The organism is Sciscionella marina DSM 45152 (assembly GCF_000379465.1).
Lineage (GTDB): Bacteria > Actinomycetota > Actinomycetes > Mycobacteriales > Pseudonocardiaceae > Sciscionella > Sciscionella marina.
In genome coordinates this window covers 23,194-39,558 of sequence record NZ_KB905390.1, presented here as the reverse complement: position 1 = coordinate 39,558, position 16,365 = coordinate 23,194, and the positions used below count along the sequence as shown (strand labels likewise).

Genomic DNA, 16,365 nt, shown 5'->3' with positions numbered 1-16,365 from the left:
CACGATGGCTACCACCGACCTCGCCGAATGGGCGCTGTACCTAGCCCTGATGGGCTGGCACGTGTTCCCCCTCCGGCCCAACAGCAAAACCCCCACCGGGCACCGCGAAGCCGACTGCCCCCGCACCGGACGCTGCACGGGCGGGCACCGCACCCCCGAACAGCGCGCCACCACCGACCTCGAACTCATCCGCGCCGGATGGCAGGACACCCCCTGGAACATCGGTGTCGCCACCGGGCCATCACGGCTGCTCGTGATCGACCTCGACACCCCCAAACACCCCGGCAGCCCGGACGGTGCGGCCGGGCTCGCCGAGCTGGCCGCCACCCGCGGGGTCACCCTGCCCGACACCTACACCGTGGCCACCCCCTCCGGTGGGTCGCACCTGTACTACCGGATCCCGGACGGGGTGCACCTGCGCAACACCAAATCGGTGCTCGCGGCCGCGGTCGACACCCGCGCCGAAGGCGGGTACGTCGTCGGTCCCGGTTCCGTACTGCCCGCGGGCGGTTACGAGCTCGCCGACGACACCGAGCCCGCCGAACTGCCCGCGTGGATCCTGCAAGCCCTCTGCGAACACCACACCCCCAAGCAGCAGAACGCGCCGGTCACGGTGCACAGCAGCACCTACGGGAAAGTCGCGCTCGCCGGGGAATGCGACCGCGTCCGGAACGCGGAACCCGGACACCACAACGAAACCCTTGTCAGCGCCGCCTACCGCATCGGCCAACTCATCGGAGCCGGACAACTCGACCACCACAGCGCCCACACCACCCTCACCGACGCAGCCCAAACACTGATCACCGGCAACTGCGGCTGCACCCCACGCGAAATCGAGCGCGTCATCACGGCCGGACTCCACAAAGGACAGAGCAACCCGCGCGCCCTCGCAGCCAAAAGCCAGGCCGCGTAACCCTACGGACAGGAAAACCACTCATGACCACAAGCAGCACCTTCGACCCCACCGCGACGAATCAGGTTCTCACCGAGGTACAGCACGAACGCACCCGCCAGCACCTCAAGTGGGGCCAGCAGAACCACCCCGCCGCTACCTGGCTGGCCATCCTCACCGAGGAAGTCGGAGAACTCGCGCAAGCCACCCTCGCCGACCAGTTCGGCACCGCAGACCACCACTCCCACAGCAGCAGCCTGCGCGAGGAAGCAACCCAAGTCGCCGCCGTCGCGGTCGCCTGGCTCGAACACCTCAACCGCACCGAAAGCCACTGACAATGCGTATTCGCATCACCGGAACCGAACCCGAAACCAGACGCGCGGCGGCGCTGATCGCCGAACTGTTCCCCGTGCGCGAGACCAGCCGCTTCTACCGCAACCGTTCCGGCGAGCTTGGCCGGATCTACATGGAAGTCCAGTCAGCCCAACCCCCGCCGTCCCCGTGACGGTCACCTACCCACCGCGTCCCTAAGCGCCGACCCGCACCGGAGGCCCCATGTTCGCCGCCACGCTCCCAACCACTGTCGAACAGCGTGCCGCCACCGAGGCCGCCGACGTCGCCCGCGCTCCCGAAGGACAAACCGATGCCGGATGAACTCGACGCCACCCTGGCGGCCATCGACGCCGTCACCACCCCCACCGAGACCTCACCGAGCCCGGCCCCGCTGTGCCAGCAGTGCGGATCCGGGCTCGGTGACTCGGTCTCCGACGACTTCTGCACCGAACCCTGCCAGCACGCCTGGCAAACCGCGCGCGCCCAACGCCCCCAACCCAGCGACGGTGAACCGACCATGCCCGACGAAACCATCCCGGACACCGATCCGGGCAGCATGCCATGGCTGACCGGTCCCGAAGCCACACCCGAAGCAGGCCACGACATCCTCGACGAGCTGACCGCGTTCATCCTGCGGTTCAGCGCGTTCCCCGACCAGCACTGCGCACCCATGCTGGCGCTCTGGTACGCCCACACCCACGCCGCGGACTGCTTCTACGTCACCCCGCGGGTCATCCTGGACTCGGCCGAACCCGGATCCGGGAAAACGCGGGTACTCGAAATCGCCCAGCACTTCACCGCCCACCCGGAAATGACCATCTCCGCCACCCCCGCGGCGCTGTTCCGGATGGTCTCGGACGGGCCGATCACGCTGCTATTCGATGAAGTCGACACGATCTTCAACCCCAAGAACGGAGGCAACAACGAAGACCTGCGCGCCCTGCTCAACGCCGGGTACAAGCGCACCGCCACCGTGGCCCGCTGCGTCGGCGACGCGAAAGCGATGAAAGTCGAGCGGTTCCCCGTCTACGCACCCGCCGTCCTGGCCGGGATCGCCGGACACATGCCCGACACCATCACCACCCGCGCGGTCACCATCCACATGCGACGCCGCAACCCAGAACTCGAACCCGTGGAGCCCTACGACGACCGAGCCGTCACCGCACAAGCCCAACCCCTACGGCAGCGACTCGCCACCTGGATCGGGCATCACGGCGAATACCTCGCCAACGCCCGACCCACCATGCCCGAAGGAGTCACCGACCGTGCCGCCGAAATCTGGGAACCCCTGATCGCGATCGCCGACCGTGCAGGCGGGCACTGGCCCGACACCGCCCGCGCCGCCTGCACCCACTTCGTCGCCCAAGCCAGCGGCGACAAGGGAAGTCTCGGTGTCCGCCTGCTCAAAGACCTCAAATGGGTCTTCACCAAACACGGAACCGACCGGATGCACACCGACACCATCCTCACCGAGCTGCACGACATGGAGGACGCGCCATGGGCCGAACTCAAAGGAAAACCCCTCGACTCCCGCGGACTGAGCCGACTGCTCGGCCGATACGAAATCAAGCCCGTCGACGTCAAGGTCAGCGGCAACAACCGCAAGGGCTACCGCACCGACGCCGGACTCCACGACGCATGGAGCCGCTACCTCCCCCAGTCCGCTACCTCCGCTACCAGCGCTACCCCGCAGGTCAACCCGGTAGCGGACACCGAAACCCTGCCGCTACCTCCGCTACCCGACCCAGACGACGGTAGCGCAGGTAGCGGATAGGAAACCCCATCCGCTACCGCTGTGACCAGCAAAGTAGCGCAGGTAGCGGAGGTAGCGCACCCCCAAACCGAACCACCACCCACCACCCAACCGGCCAGGCACCAGCGCACCGCCAACACCACACCCATTCACAGAGCACCGCGCCCACAGACCCGGCCAGAACGGAACTCGCATGTTGCCTCACGATCCCTTCACCGATCAGCCCCCGCTGATTCCCGTGCCGCGTGGCGCGACGCTGCTCGGTATCAGTCGCTCCGCTGCCTACCGCTACGCGGAAAACGGTGACCTTCCGGCCCGCAAGATCGGCGGCCGGACCTACCTCGTCACCGCTCTCCTCCGCGAACTGATCACCGAGGCCGACGAACCCCAGAAGGGAGCCGCCTGATGGCTGAGAAGAAGCGCCGCATCCCCGGCATTTCCGTGTACCCGCGCGGTAAGAAGTGGGCCTACCTCGTGGAGGGCGCCCCGGATTTGGTGACCGGCGACCGTCAGCGCATGTACAAGGGCGGTTTCGAGACCGAGGACGATGCGTGGGAGGCCGCGCTCGCGCTCAAGGCTCAGGTCGATGCCGGGCGCGTGGTGAAGCCGTCCAGCCGCACGCTGGAGCAGTTCCTCCGGGAGTGGCTGCCTGCGGTGGAACCGGCGCTGAAGCCGAGCACCTACCGGAACTACGTCGACAATGCCGAGTCCTATGTGTACCCGTTGATCGGCCACCATCCGCTGCAAGGAGGGCTCAGCGTTCCGGTGCTGAACGCCTACTACGCCCGGCTCGCTGAAAGCGGTCGGATCAAGGGTGACGGGAACGCGCGCATGTACGCGTACTGGTTGCAGCACAAGGAAAAGCGGGACGGTCAAGGTCCCGGGCCAACGGAGTTGAGCAAGGTGTGCGACACGTCGTATCACGCCGCGCGCAAGGCGGTGCACCGCTACCAGCACGGGAGGATCCCCGTGGACTACTCGGCAGGTTTGGCTCGCAAGTCGATCCTCAACGTGCATCGGCTGCTGCATCATTCACTCGATGACGCGGTGGCGTGGGACTACGTCAGTTTCAACGCCGCCGCGCACGCGAGCTTGCCTCGCCGTCGTCGTGGGCAGAAGACGACTGAGCAGCCGTGGAGTTTGGAGGAGCTTGCCCGGTGGTTGCAGGTCGCGATGCGCGACCGGTTCGCCGGAATGTGGGTGTTGGTCGCGACGACGGGCATGCGCCGCTCGGAGCTCGCCGGGTCGACCCGTACCGGTCTGAAGCTCGACGCTGCGGTGCTCTCGCTGCTCGATACGCGCGTGGTGGTCAACGGTCAGGTAATCGACGAGGACGGCAAGAGCGATGCGGGCGAGCGGGATGTGTCCCTCGATGTGTTCACGGTCGCGGCGTTGCGCGATCACGTGGCCATGCTCGATGACGAGCGGCGCGCGTTCGGGTCCGGCTACGAGAACAACGATGAGCTGTTCGTGTGGGAGGACGGGAGTCGTCCGCATCCGGACACGATCACGCGCCGGTTCAATCAGCTCGTGGACGCGGCGGGGGTGCGCCGGATTCGGCTGCACGACATTCGGCATACCTACGCGACGCTCTCGTTGGATTCCGGGGTGAACGTGAAGGTGCTCAGCGACCGGATCGGGCATGCCCAGTTGCTCAAGGACTATGTGCACCAGACCAAGGGAGCTGACCGGGCCGCGGCGGACCAAATCGGGAAGCTCATCGGCGAAGCCGTCGGCCACTCGAAGCCTTCGAAAAAGGCCTCGTGACGGTCGGTCTGCTACACATTTGGCTACACAGCCACGAAAAACGGCCCTCCAGATGTTCTCTGGAGGGCCGTTTTGGCTGGTAGCGGGGACAGGATTCGAACCTGCGACCTCTGGGTTATGAGCCCAGCGAGCTACCGAACTGCTCCACCCCGCGTCGGTGTGTTGAGAACACTCTATCCCACGCCTCCACGGCCCGTTGCACGGGGGGTGGTTACCGCGTTTTCGCCGCTCAGCCACCTCCGCTTTGGCCGCCGTTGGCACCGGACTGATTGCCCTGTGCGGACTCGAAGCGCTTGGTGGCCTCGTCCAGCTGCTTGTAGGCCTCGCCGAGCTTGCCGAAGTCACCATTGCGCTGTGCGTCGCGGACCTGCGCCAGTGCGCTCTGAATGTCACGCACGGCCGAGGACAGTTGCGGGCTGGCCCCGCCACCACCCCCGCCCGTGTTCGGCGGCGGGCTGGATGACGAGGAGGGCGGCTGCTGCCCCTCGTCGCCCTCGTCGCTTCCCGGCGCGCTGTCCGAGCCCGGCGTGAGCTTGTTCAGCGCGTCCTGCAGGTTGTTCCCGACGCCCACCTGGTTGTTGTAGGAGACGAGCACCTTGGCCAGGTTCGGGTACGAGTCCTGGCCGTTGCGCTGGATGTACACCGGCTCCACGTACATGATCCCGCCCGCGACCGGGAGCGTCAGCAGGTTGCCGAACTTGGGCTCGACATCTTTGTTGCCGAACAGGGTGCGGTCGGTGGTGAACGCGGGGTTGGTGTCGAAGGCGTTCTGGGTCTGGAACGGTCCCCGGGTCTGCGCCCCGGACGGCAGGGTCAGCATGGTGAACTTGCCGTAATTGCGCGGATCGCTCGACGCGGAGAGCCAGCCGGCCATGTTCTGCCGGTTCAACGGGGTGAACGTGGAGGTCAGCTGGAAGGTCGGGGATCGCTGTCCCGGCGCCTGCGCGAGCACGTAGTAGGGCGGCTGACCGGGCGCTTCCCTGCTCGGCCGCAATCCTGGCTGGGCCGCCGGGGTGTTCTCCTCGTGGTAGGTCGGATCCTTCGGCACGCTCCAGAAGCTGTTCTGCGAGTAGAACTCCTGGGGATTGTTGACGTGGTACTTCGCCATCAGGTCCCGCTGCACCTTGAACAGGTCCTCCGGGTAGCGGAAGTGTTCGGAAAGGGCGGGCGGGATCGCGCTCTTGGGCTTCACGGTCCCCGGGAATACCCGCTCCCACGCCTTGAGCACCGGGTCCTGATCGTTGACCGAGTAGAGGCTGACCTTGCCGGTGTAGGCGTTGACCGTAGCCTTGACCGAGTTGCGGATGTAGCCGATGTTCCGGTCCTCCTGGGGCCGGACGCTGCCCCCGGTCGTGGACACGTTGGTCGCCTGCGCGAGCGGGGTGGACTGGGAGTACGGGTACTTGGACAGCGTGGTGTACCCGTCCACGATCCACTCGACCTGACCGTTGACCACCGCGGGATACGGGTCGCCGTCGGTGGTCAGCCAGGGCGCGACGGCCTGCACACGGTCACGCGGATCCCGTTTGAGGATCACCCGCGAGCTGTCGTCGATGTCGTTCGAGAACAGGAAGTTGCGCTCGGTGTAGTAGGCGGCGAAGGCGAGACGGTTGAACCAGTTGCCGATCTGCACTCCGCCGGAGCCCTGATAGGTGTACTTGGGCTTGTTGTCCGCGTCGTACTCGCGCGGCGCGCCGGTGCCACCGCCGACGATCGCGTAGTCGTCCGGCGAACGGTTGAGCAGCCCGTAGTAGATGCGCGGCTGATTGACCCGCAGCCCGCCATCGCCTGGATGGTCGAGATCGCTGATCTTGATGTCCGGGTAACCGCCCTCGTCACCGGACTTGATCTGGTTGGCCGGTGCCGCGACGAAACCGTTCCCGTGCGTGTAGACCAGGTGCTTGTTGATCCAGTCGCGCTGAGTGTTCGCGAGCTTGTTCGGATCGATCTCCCGCGCGGCGACGATGTAGTCCTGCTTCTTGCCGCCCACCGTGTACCGATCGATTCCGAGATTGTCCGGGAACCCGTAGAAGTTCTTGTTCCCCGCGCCGAGCTGGGTGAACGTCGGCGAGAGGATGGCCGGATCGAGCACCCGGATGTTCGACATGGTCGGGTCGTCCTGGTTGACCTGGGAGATGGGCTTCGCCGACTTGCCCGGGTCATAGGGGATCTTGTCGATCTTGTCGCCGGTGATCCCGTAGGCCTGCCGGGTCGCCTGGATGTTGCGCTCGATATAGGGCGCTTCCTTCTGCTGCGCGTTCGCGCTCACCGAGAACTGCTGCATCAGCAGCGGCCACACGGTCCCCACGAGCAGCGCGGAGAGCAGCATCAGCACAAAGGCGATGGCGGGCAGCTGCATATTGCGCATGAACGCGCCGACGAAGAACGCGACCGCGCAGAACACCGCGATGCACAACAGGATCAGCTTCGCCGGAAGCAGCGCGTTGACATCGGTGTAGGAGGCACCGTCGAACTTGTCCGAGTGCCCGGAGAACAGCGCCTCGTACCGGTCCAGATAGTAAGCGCCCGCCTTGAGCAGCACGAACAGCCCGATGAGCAGCCCGAGATGGATGCGCGCGGGCACCGAGATCTGTCCCCCGCGCCCGGCGAGCCGGATCCCGCCGAACAGGTAGTGGGTGATCAGCGCCGCGAAGAAGGACAGCGTGATCGCGACGAACAGCAGGCTCTTGATCCACTGGATGAACGGCAGGGTGAAGACGTAGAAGCCGATGTCGATGTGGAACTGCGGATCGGTCTGGCCGAAGGAGCCGCCGTTGAACAGCAGCTGCACGGTCTGCCACTGCGCGGTCGCGGTCCACCCGGTGATCAGCCCGATCAGCGCCGGGATCCCGATGATGAACAGCTTCCGCCTGCGCACGATCGTCGCCCGGTAGCGGGTGAGCGGATCATCGCTGCCGGTCACCGGCACGAACACCGGGCGGGTCCGATAGGCGAGGAACATCGCGAGCAGCACCGCGCCCGCCATGAACACCCCGGCCACGAAGAACAGCACGATCTCGGTGACCAGCTGGGTGCCGAACACCGAGCGGAAGTTCACCTCGCCGTACCAGAGCCAGTCCACGTATTTCGCCAGCAGCCGGTTCCCGAGCACGAGGACCAGGAGGATGAATACCCCGATACCGATCAGTATCTTGCTGCGCCGAGACAACCTCGGCAGTGCTCCCGCAGGCCGACTGGCCACCAGACACGCTCCACACAGGTCAACGTCGAGTACATCCCCTTGCCCGACCCTAACGTGCCTGACCACGCCACCAGTTCCCGGATGCACACGGCGTGCCACGATGGGGCGGTGGCAGAACAAGACGCGAGCGCGGCGATGCTCGGTGGCCTCGCCCGTGAAATCGAGGAGTTCGTCGGATCGGCGGGCTGGGACCAGGGCCCACAGCTGTTCGCGCTCGTTCCGACGAGAGTGCTGATCGCCGAACAGCCCGAGCTCGCCGAGCAGCTCGCGGAGGCCGCCGAGCTCACCCCGATCGCCCAGGAGGGACTGCCCGCCGAGGATATCGGCGAGGCGCTCGCACAGATCGAATGGCCGGAGACGGTGCACGGCTGCGCGCTCGCCCAGGAGATCGTGATCCTGCCACCCGAGGCGCAGGCCGAGGTGGACGAGCTCGGTGAGGACGACGAGCACCTCGAACAGCTCGCCGCGCAGCACCCCCAGCGCCGGGAGGCCCGCCTGGTCGCGGTCGTGCACCGGAACGAGGTCGCCGCCTGCGTGCTACGGCTGCGCGCCGCGGAGGACGAGGAGGAGCCCGAGGAGATCGTGGAGCACCCGGACCTCGCACCGAACCTGGTCGAGGCGCTGCGCACCACGCTCGCTTAAGAGTGCGGGCTCGCTCAGCAGTGCGGGACAGCCTGCCCGGAACGTAGTTTGCGCAGGTCGGTGACGGCATCGCTGAGGGAGCCGACCTTCACCAGCTGCAACCCGTCCGGAGCGGTCGCCTTCGCCTCGACGCAGTTGCCCGCAGGGACGAGGAAGGCCGAGGCACCCTGTTCCTTGGCGGCGATCAGCTTGAAGTTGATCCCGCCGATCTGCCCGACCCGGCCCTCACTGTCGATCTCACCGGTCCCCGCGATCGTCTTGCCGTCGGTGAGCTGGTCCGGGGTGAGCTTGTCGATGATGGACAGCGCGAAGATCAGCCCGGCCGAGGGACCGCCGACGTCGTTGAGCCGGATGCCGATGTTGAACGGCACATCGGCCCGGTTGGTCGGGGTGAGCCCGAGAAAACCGAAGTCGCCCTGCGGGTTCCTGCCCAGCTTGATCCGCTCGTCCCGCGGCTGCCCGCCGTGCTGCGCGGTGACCTTCACATCCACCGACTGCCCCGGCTTGGTCTTGCGCATGACGTCGAAGACCTGTTTGGCCGTGGTCACGTTCTTCCCGCCGATCGCGAGGATCTGATCACCGGCCTTGATTTTCTTGTCCGAGGGACCGCCGTTGACGATCGTGTTCGCGAACACCTTGCTCGGGAAGTGCAGGTAGCTCAGCGCGGCGACCTCGGCGTTGCTCTGCGAGCTCTCGAACTCCTGGGTGTTCTGCTGGTTGACCTGCTGGCGGGACTGCCCGGGCGGGAAGTACGCCTCGCGCGGCGCGAGCGCCTCCCGGCCACCGAGCCAGAGCCCCATCGCGGCGAACAGGCTGAGGTTGTCGGTGAGCGAGACCGTGGTCATCCGCAGCTGGCCGGTCGTCGGATAGGTCTTCGGCCCGGTGCCGATCTCGATGACGTCCGCACCGTTGTGTTTGCCCAGGGTGTTGAAGGTCGGACCGGGTCCGACCGCCACATAGGGAACCCGCACGAAGATGCCGATCAGGGCGAACACGATGACCAGTCCGAAACTGAACAGCACCGTCCACGTTCGCCTGTTCCACCTGCGCCCGGACGGCGCCTCGGTCTGTTCACTCACGGGCGCCAGCCTAGAGCCCTGGCGACCTGGCCTGTTCGCAGGCGGCGATACGCGTTTCGCGCGCACTCCGCGTACGGTAGGAGGCATGACCAATATGCCGTTCGGGTTCTCTCAGGGCGAGCCCGAGGAGCCCGACAAGCGAGGCGAGAACGAGCAGGGCCCGCAGCAGGGCGGGTTCGGCTTCGGCGCGCTGCCCGGGGGGATGCCTGGCATGCCCGGCATGGGCGGCCCCGGTGGGGAGAATTTCGACGTCGGCCAGCTCGGCCAGATGCTCTCCCAGCTCGGTCAGATGCTGTCGAACGCGGGCACATCGAGCGGACCGGTCAACTACGACCTCGCCAAGCAGATCGCCGTGCAGCAGCTCACCAACGCGGCCGGGCTCGCCGGTGCCGATCAGCAGAAGGCGGTCACCGACTCGATGCATCTCGCCGAGATGTGGCTCGATCCGGTGACGACCCTGCCGGTCGGTGCCCGCGAGATCGGCTCCTGGTCGGCCCGGGACTGGGTGGAGCACACCCTCGAGACCTGGCAGCGACTGTGCGACCCGGTCGCCCAGCGAATGTCGGGCGCCTGGGTGGAAGCGCTCCCCGAGGAGGCGAAGCAGGCCGCGGGCGCGCTGCTGGGCATGCTGGGGCAGATGGGCGGGATGGCCTTCGGCTCGCAACTGGGCAACGCACTCGCCCAGCTCGGCTCCGAGGTGCTGACCTCCTCCGATGTCGGCCTTCCGCTCGGCAAACCCGCGACCGCCGCGCTGCTTCCCGCGAACATCGAGCGGTTCACCGAAGGCCTCGAGCGCCCCACGTCCGAGGTGATGGTCTTCCTGGCCGCGCGTGAGGCCGCCCACCAGCGGCTGTTCGAGCACGTGCCGTGGCTGCGCGAGCGCCTGCTGTCCACCGTCGAGGAGTTCGCCCGCGGGATCACCGTGGACACCGCGGCCCTCGAGGAACTGGCCGGCCAGATCGATCCGAACAACCCCGCCTCGATCGAGCAGGCGATGAGCTCGGGCATGCTCGAGCCGAAACAGACCCCCGAACAGGAGGCCGCGCTCACCAGGCTCGAGACGTTGCTCGCGCTCGTCGAGGGCTGGGTCGACGTCGTGGTCAGCGAGGCCGTCGGCGAGCGGTTGCCCGGGGCGAACGCACTGCGCGAGACCCTGCGCAGGCGGCGTGCCTCCGGTGGACCGGCCGAACACACCTTCGCCACCCTTGTCGGCCTCGAGCTGCGGCCGCGCAAACTGCGTGCCGCCTCCGGCCTGTGGAAGCTGCTCGGTGACCGGCTCGGCATTGAGGAGCGGGACAAGCTCTGGTCACACCGGGACCTGCTGCCCACCGCCGAGGATCTGGACAACCCGACCGACTTCGTCGACCGGCTCGCCGGAGCGGAAGCGGGCTCGGACGAGTTCGCCATCCCCGACGACCCGATCGCCGCGATCAAGCAGGCCGAGCGCGAGGAGCAGGCAGCCAAGGAGGACGAGGAGGAACCGGGCGAGCAGGACTGACCGCCCGGTCCGGGTCCACCTATTCCGTATCGGCTTCCTCGTCGATCGGCCAGCCCGCGGCCGCGGCCAGCCCTTCGAGATAGCCGATCGCGCGCTCGGCACGCGGGTAGCGGTTCACCATCTCCCAGAACGAGTCGTCGTGCGCCGCGATCTTGAGATGCGTCAGCTCGTGTACCAGCACGTAGTCGAGCACCCAGCCCGGCGCTTCGCGCAGCCGGTTACTCACCCGGATCGTGCGCCTGCTCGGCGTGCAGGAGGCCCAGCGGGTGCGCATCGGCGGAACCCAGCGGATCGCCTCCGGGACCAGGGCGGGATCGAGATAGGTCTTGGCCAGGTGCTGGCAGCGCGCGAGCAGCGCGGCATCCGATTCCCCCGCCGGTGACCGCCTGCGCTGTTCGCTGCGTTGCAGCCGGCTGACCATTTCATTCACCCAATGGAGTTCCTCCCGTTTGTTCATGCGCGCCGGGAGGAGTACGACCACTTTGTCCCCTTCGCGATACGCGCTGACTGTGCGGACTCGGCGCTTACTGCGGCGCACCTCGATGCGCGGTTCTGACACGAGTCCACAGTACGTCCGATCACCGACAAAAATGGACCGCTCACCGGAAAACCACCGGCCCGGGCAGACACACCGTGGCCCACATGCACAAATAGACACCCATACACGGGTAGCGTGCGAACAAACCGAGCACATCACGACCTCGGAAAAAGGGAATAGTCAAGGAGTGTGAGTCGTGGCGGATCAGTACAACGGATACTGCGTCAAGTGCAGGGAGAAGCGCGATTTCCAGGGGGAGATCAGCGAGACCAACGGTCGGCGAATGGCCAAGGGAACCTGCCCGGTCTGCGGCACGAAAATGACCCGTATCCTGGGCAAAGCCAGCTAACGGACACCGTAACTCCGCTGGTCGCGCGCCAGCCCGGCAGCGGATTCTTCGTCGCTATCGCGCGCGGACATTCGATTCGTCCGCGTCAATGGTTCCATTGACGCGGTCGCCGGTATTCCAGGCGAGGCCGGAATCGTGCCAGGGTTCGGTCATGAACCAGATAACCAAGTACGCGAACACTCCGCGAAGATCGCTGTCCAGCCGTCCTCGGCTGCTGCCGGGCCTCACCTTGCTCAGCAGGGCCCCGGACGTCGCACAACTCGGACACGCCCTGTGCGTCACCGGCTCGAAGCGCATCTACGAGCTGCTTCGCGGCCTCGACGGCAGGCACAGCTATACCGAGCTGCTGCAGTCCACCACGGAACCGGAACTGCTCCGCGAACTCGTCACCGACCTGGATGAATCCGGGCTGCTCGAAGATACCGGATCGCGTCCTCCTCCCGGCAGGCTCGATGGCGATCTCGCGGCGCGGGCACTCGAGGGTGCGCGCCCGCGTGCTGTGCTGGAGGCGCGCGCCAGGGCCGCGGTGGTCATCCACGGCGACGGCCGGATCGGGATCGCCACCGCGCTGGCGCTGGCCGCGGCCGGTGTCGGGCACGTGCACCTCGCGGCGAGCGGGACCGTGCGCGCCCAGGACTGCGGCACCGGCTATCGCGAGACCGATGTCGGCAGGCCACGCTCGACGGTCGCGCCGGAGCTGCTGCGCACCGTGTCGAGCACCGCGCGGTTCGACAGACTCTCCCCGAAACGCGCCCCCGATCTCGTCCTGTTCACCGACACCCCGGCGGCCCGGCCGGAGATCGCGACCGCGCTGCACTCCGCGGGCATCCCCGCGCTGCTCGCCTATCCGCGGGACGGGACCGGAGTGATCGGCCCGCTCATCGTCCCAGGTCAAACCGGGTGTGTGCGCTGTATCGATCTGTGGCGTACCGGCAATGATCCCGGCTGGCCGCGCATCGCAACACAATTGGCCGATCTGCCCCAGCCCAGCCCGCTCGCCGTCGCACACCTGACCAGCGCCATCACGAGCGCACAGGCACTGCGCTTCCTGGACGGCGATCCGCTCGGGCAGCTGCGCGACGCCGCGGTGGACGTCGAACCGGACACCTTGAACCTGCGGTGGCGCACGTGGCCCCCGAATCCCGCGTGCACGTGCGAACGGCAAGCAGGGCAGGAGCCGGCACCGTCATCCGAATCACATCCGGCACGCCAAGCAACACGGGAGAGGGGGTAGTTACCTGCGCCGGTGCACGGCAAACTAGCGAGGGTGAGTGACGAACTCCCGCGCAAATCGATGCAACGCACCGCGAGGCTGGCCAGCCTGCCGTTCGGCGTGGCCAGCCGGGTCGTCGGCGGGTTCGGTAGGCGGATCGCGGGCGGCAACGCCGAACAGATCAACGCGGAGATCTCGGCGAAGACGGCCGAGCAGTTGTTCACCGTGCTCGGGCAGCTCAAGGGTGGCGCGATGAAGGTCGGCCAGCTGCTCTCGGTGTTCGAGGCCGCGGTACCCGAGGACATGGCCGCGCCCTACCGGGAGGCACTCACCAAGCTCCAGTCGGCCGCTCCCCCGATGCCCTTCGAGACCGTGCAGACGGTGCTCACCGAGCAGCTCGGCACCCAGTGGCGGGAGCGGTTCACCGAGTTCACCGAGGAACCGGTGGCCTCGGCGAGCATCGGCCAGGTCCACCGCGCGGTCTACCGGGACGGGCGCACCGTCGCGGTCAAGGTGCAGTACCCCGGCGCCGACGCGGCGCTGTACGCGGACCTTCGCCAGCTGCAGCGGTTCTCCAAGCTGATCCAGGCCGTGCAGCCGGGTGTGGAGGTCAAACCGCTGCTCGCCGAGATCCAGGAGCGCGTGGTCGAGGAGCTGGACTACCGCACCGAGGCGAACTATCAGCGCGCGTTCACCGAGGCGTTCGCCGGCGACGAGCTGTTCGTGGTCCCCAGGGTCGTGGCGAGTGCCCCCAAGGTGCTCGTCTCCGAATGGATCACCGGAACTCCGCTTGCCACGATCATCGCCGAGGGGAACCAGCAACAACGGGACCACGCCGGCTACCTGCTGGCCCTGTTCGGGTTCAGTTCGCCGAACAGGGCGCACCTGCTGCACGCCGACCCGCATCCCGGCAACTTCATGCTGCTCGAGGACGGCCGGATGGCCGTGATCGATTACGGCGCGGTCGCCAGGATGCCCGAGGGCAGCCCGCGCGGTCTCGGCGAGATCGCCACCATCGCGCTGCACGACGACCCCGAGGAGCTACTCGCCATGCTGCGCGCGGAAGGATACGTGCGCGAACACGTCGAGGTCGACGCGAACGCCGTGCAGGCCTTCTTCGCGCCGTTCGTCGACGCCTGGCGCCAAGACCGGTTCCAGTTCAGCCGGGACTGGCTGCGGGTCGAGGCCGAACGGGTGACGGACCTGCGCGGCAAGGACTTCCAGACCGGGCGGATGCTCAATCTCCCGCCGGAGTACGTGCTGGTCGTCCGGGTACTCGGCGGGCTCACCGGCATCCTCTGCCAGCTCGGCGCCCAGGTTCCGGTGCGCGGAATCGCCCACCGCTGGCTCGACGGTTTCGAGGACGAGCACGCCGAACAGCACTGAGCAGTCTCGCACTGTTCGCACGCACAGCAAGGAGCATCGGATGGGATCCCGGCTCAATCCGTGTATCGCCTTCGACGGGAACGCGCGGCAAGCGATGGAGTTCTATCAGGAAGTCCTCGGCGGGAAGCTGGAGCTGGGCACGTACGGCGATTTCAGCTCACCGGAAGCACCCGATGGTGATACCGGCAAGATCATGCATTCCGTGCTCCGCACCCCGGACGGCTACACCGTGATGGCATGGGATGTCCCGGAGCGGGTGCCGCTCCGGCCGGGCAACAACGTCGCGCTTTTTCTCGAGGGCGAGGACACCAAGCTCCGTGACCACTTCGAGAAGCTGTCCGCGGGTGGCACCGTGACACTGCCTCTGGAGAAGCAATCATGGGGCGACGAGGCCGGCTCGCTCGTGGACAAGTTCGGGATCAGCTGGATGGTCAACATCAGCCAGCAGCACGCCGAACAGCGCTGAATCGTGAGTTGTCCACAATTCCTCAACGGAGTTATCCACACCATGGTGTGAATGGACCATTCACGAGGTTAGTTGTCCACATTTTTGGCAAATTGCAGGCCGGGAATTCACCAGCCGTGCATCATTGACTCCATGTTCAGAGAACAACACCCAAAGTGTGTGAATACCGGCAAACCCGTATCGGAGCGGGCAACGGATACCGCGGATCACGGAGTCACGACGCTGGCGAAACTGAAAGCGGCCGGGATCTCCGAGCACGCGATCGCCACCCGGTGCCGGACCTGCGGGCCGTGGCAACGGCTGTTCGGCAAGGTCGTCCTGCTGCACTCCGGGCCGCCGAACCGCGAGCAGTTCCTGCGCGCCGTGTTCGCACATCTCGGTCCTGGGACCGTGCTGACCGGGGCAGATGCGCTGCGGCGGCACGGGGCGCGGCTGGAGGTTCCGCGGGGATCGGTGCACGTCCTCGTTCCGGCGAACCGGAGGGTGGGCAGCCCGTCCGGGGTGATCGTGGAGCGCACGACGCGAACTCCACGGACCATCGAGGCCGACGGGGTCCCGCTCGCCGCCCCCGCACGGGCCTGTATCGACGCGGCGCGCAAACAACCCGGTGGCGAATCGGTGGACCAGATCCTGCTGGCCACCCTGCGCGACGATCTGTGCTCGCTGTTCGAACTCGAGACCGAACTCGAACAGGGCAGCCAGCGCGGCGCCGCGACCGTGCGCGCCCGGCTGCGCGATCTCTCCGGCAAGCTGGCTTCGATCAACGAGCAGCGGGCCCGCCGTATCTGCGCGGCGAGCCGGATCCCGGCGCCGCAATGGCACGCCGCGCTCACCGACGCCGAGGACAGGCCGCTGACCGTGGTTTCGGCGCACTGGCCGGACCTCGATCTCAGCTGGGACTTCACTCCGAGCGGGCACCACGCGAAGCTGCTGAACGAGCAGGGCAGGGCGGCCGTGCACACCCCGCCGCGCATGCTCGCCAGGGACGCGGCGCGGGTGCGCACGCTGCTCGAGACGGCCTACCTCATGGCGGGCGACCGATCGGCAAGCCACACACCGTGATCACCAGTACTCGGTCGGCAGCTTGCCCTCGATATCCCGCAGATGCAGCCGGGCGCACGCGGGGCACAGCCAGGAGTCCCGCTCCGGTGTCCGCTCGTGCACCCAGGTCAGCCGCTCGGCAGCGGGTGCCTCTTGCCCGAGCGCCAGACCACAGCGCCCGCATGCGATCGCGTCGGCATCCATCG

The 16,365-nt window shown here is 67.1% G+C and carries 17 protein-coding genes and 1 tRNA gene; 13 read left to right on the top strand and 5 right to left on the bottom strand.

Annotated elements, in window-relative coordinates:
• Positions 1 to 4 precede the first annotated feature (4 nt).
• From A37U_RS0115790 to A37U_RS0115760, 6 genes are all read left to right on the top strand, one after another.
• The gene (locus A37U_RS0115790; RefSeq protein ID WP_020497617.1) at positions 5 to 913 is read left to right on the top strand and encodes a bifunctional DNA primase/polymerase; all 909 of its coding nucleotides are present in this window, start codon (positions 5 to 7) and stop codon (positions 911 to 913) included.
• A gap of 23 nt (positions 914 to 936) precedes the next feature.
• Positions 937 to 1,227, top strand: coding sequence for a nucleoside triphosphate pyrophosphohydrolase family protein (locus tag A37U_RS43940; protein WP_020497616.1), 291 nt, complete (start codon positions 937 to 939; stop codon positions 1,225 to 1,227).
• Positions 1,228 to 1,229: 2 nt separating this feature from the next.
• The gene (locus A37U_RS51545; RefSeq protein WP_020497615.1) at positions 1,230 to 1,397 is read left to right on the top strand and encodes a hypothetical protein; all 168 of its coding nucleotides are present in this window, start codon (positions 1,230 to 1,232) and stop codon (positions 1,395 to 1,397) included.
• 138 nt (positions 1,398 to 1,535) lie between these two features.
• On the top strand, positions 1,536 to 2,999 hold the full coding sequence (locus tag A37U_RS0115770) for a DUF3631 domain-containing protein (RefSeq protein WP_020497613.1): 1,464 nt from the start codon (positions 1,536 to 1,538) through the stop codon (positions 2,997 to 2,999).
• A gap of 172 nt (positions 3,000 to 3,171) precedes the next feature.
• The gene (locus tag A37U_RS0115765; RefSeq protein ID WP_020497612.1) at positions 3,172 to 3,384 is read left to right on the top strand and encodes a helix-turn-helix domain-containing protein; all 213 of its coding nucleotides are present in this window, start codon (positions 3,172 to 3,174) and stop codon (positions 3,382 to 3,384) included.
• Entirely contained in the window at positions 3,384 to 4,745 is a 1,362-nt protein-coding gene (locus A37U_RS0115760; protein WP_020497611.1) for a tyrosine-type recombinase/integrase, read from the top strand. The genes A37U_RS0115765 and A37U_RS0115760 overlap by 1 nt, the downstream gene beginning before the upstream one ends.
• Positions 4,746 to 4,822: 77 nt before the next feature.
• On the opposite strand, the gene A37U_RS0115755 is transcribed toward A37U_RS0115760, so the two are convergent.
• Both A37U_RS0115755 and A37U_RS0115750 read right to left on the bottom strand, forming a co-directional pair.
• A tRNA-Met gene (locus A37U_RS0115755) sits at positions 4,823 to 4,899 on the bottom strand.
• 75 nt (positions 4,900 to 4,974) lie between these two features.
• Positions 4,975 to 7,947, bottom strand: coding sequence for a UPF0182 family protein (locus A37U_RS0115750; RefSeq protein WP_026197265.1), 2,973 nt, complete (start codon positions 7,945 to 7,947; stop codon positions 4,975 to 4,977).
• An 81-nt stretch (positions 7,948 to 8,028) separates the two neighbouring features.
• Between A37U_RS0115750 and A37U_RS0115745 the strand changes: the two genes are divergently transcribed.
• Positions 8,029 to 8,589 carry a PPA1309 family protein gene (locus tag A37U_RS0115745; protein WP_420806234.1) on the top strand — a complete coding sequence of 187 codons (561 nt, stop codon included), beginning with the start codon at positions 8,029 to 8,031 and terminating at the stop codon, positions 8,587 to 8,589.
• Between the two features lie 14 nt (positions 8,590 to 8,603).
• On the opposite strand, the gene A37U_RS0115740 is transcribed toward A37U_RS0115745, so the two are convergent.
• Complete coding sequence (locus A37U_RS0115740; RefSeq protein ID WP_169526883.1) at positions 8,604 to 9,668, bottom strand: YlbL family protein; 1,065 nt, start codon at positions 9,666 to 9,668, stop codon at positions 8,604 to 8,606.
• Positions 9,669 to 9,753: 85 nt separating this feature from the next.
• On the opposite strand from A37U_RS0115740, the gene A37U_RS0115735 reads away from it, so the two are divergent.
• Positions 9,754 to 11,166, top strand: a complete 1,413-nt coding sequence (locus A37U_RS0115735; protein ID WP_020497607.1) for a zinc-dependent metalloprotease — start codon at positions 9,754 to 9,756, stop codon at positions 11,164 to 11,166.
• Between the two features lie 19 nt (positions 11,167 to 11,185).
• Here the strand turns inward: A37U_RS0115735 and A37U_RS0115730 are convergent, their stop codons facing one another.
• Complete coding sequence (locus tag A37U_RS0115730; RefSeq protein WP_020497606.1) at positions 11,186 to 11,725, bottom strand: M48 metallopeptidase family protein; 540 nt, start codon at positions 11,723 to 11,725, stop codon at positions 11,186 to 11,188.
• Between the two features lie 175 nt (positions 11,726 to 11,900).
• On the opposite strand from A37U_RS0115730, the gene A37U_RS52595 reads away from it, so the two are divergent.
• The 5 genes from A37U_RS52595 to A37U_RS43930 all read left to right on the top strand — a co-directional run bounded on the left by A37U_RS52595 (position 11,901) and on the right by A37U_RS43930 (position 16,180).
• The gene (locus A37U_RS52595; RefSeq protein ID WP_020497605.1) at positions 11,901 to 12,053 is read left to right on the top strand and encodes a DUF5679 domain-containing protein; all 153 of its coding nucleotides are present in this window, start codon (positions 11,901 to 11,903) and stop codon (positions 12,051 to 12,053) included.
• Between the two features lie 151 nt (positions 12,054 to 12,204).
• Positions 12,205 to 13,287, top strand: a complete 1,083-nt coding sequence (locus A37U_RS43935) for a TOMM precursor leader peptide-binding protein (protein ID WP_020497603.1) — start codon at positions 12,205 to 12,207, stop codon at positions 13,285 to 13,287.
• A gap of 60 nt (positions 13,288 to 13,347) precedes the next feature.
• Entirely contained in the window at positions 13,348 to 14,652 is a 1,305-nt protein-coding gene (locus A37U_RS0115710) for an ABC1 kinase family protein (RefSeq protein ID WP_051111654.1), read from the top strand.
• A 40-nt stretch (positions 14,653 to 14,692) separates the two neighbouring features.
• Positions 14,693 to 15,118: a VOC family protein gene (locus tag A37U_RS0115705; protein ID WP_020497601.1), complete on the top strand. Its 426-nt coding sequence runs from the start codon at positions 14,693 to 14,695 to the stop codon at positions 15,116 to 15,118.
• 159 nt (positions 15,119 to 15,277) lie between these two features.
• Complete coding sequence (locus A37U_RS43930; RefSeq protein WP_020497600.1) at positions 15,278 to 16,180, top strand: hypothetical protein; 903 nt, start codon at positions 15,278 to 15,280, stop codon at positions 16,178 to 16,180.
• Here A37U_RS43930 and A37U_RS51540 read toward each other — a convergent pair whose 3' ends face one another.
• Positions 16,181 to 16,363: a hypothetical protein gene (locus A37U_RS51540; protein ID WP_157182852.1), complete on the bottom strand. Its 183-nt coding sequence runs from the start codon at positions 16,361 to 16,363 to the stop codon at positions 16,181 to 16,183.
• Positions 16,364 to 16,365 lie beyond the last annotated feature (2 nt).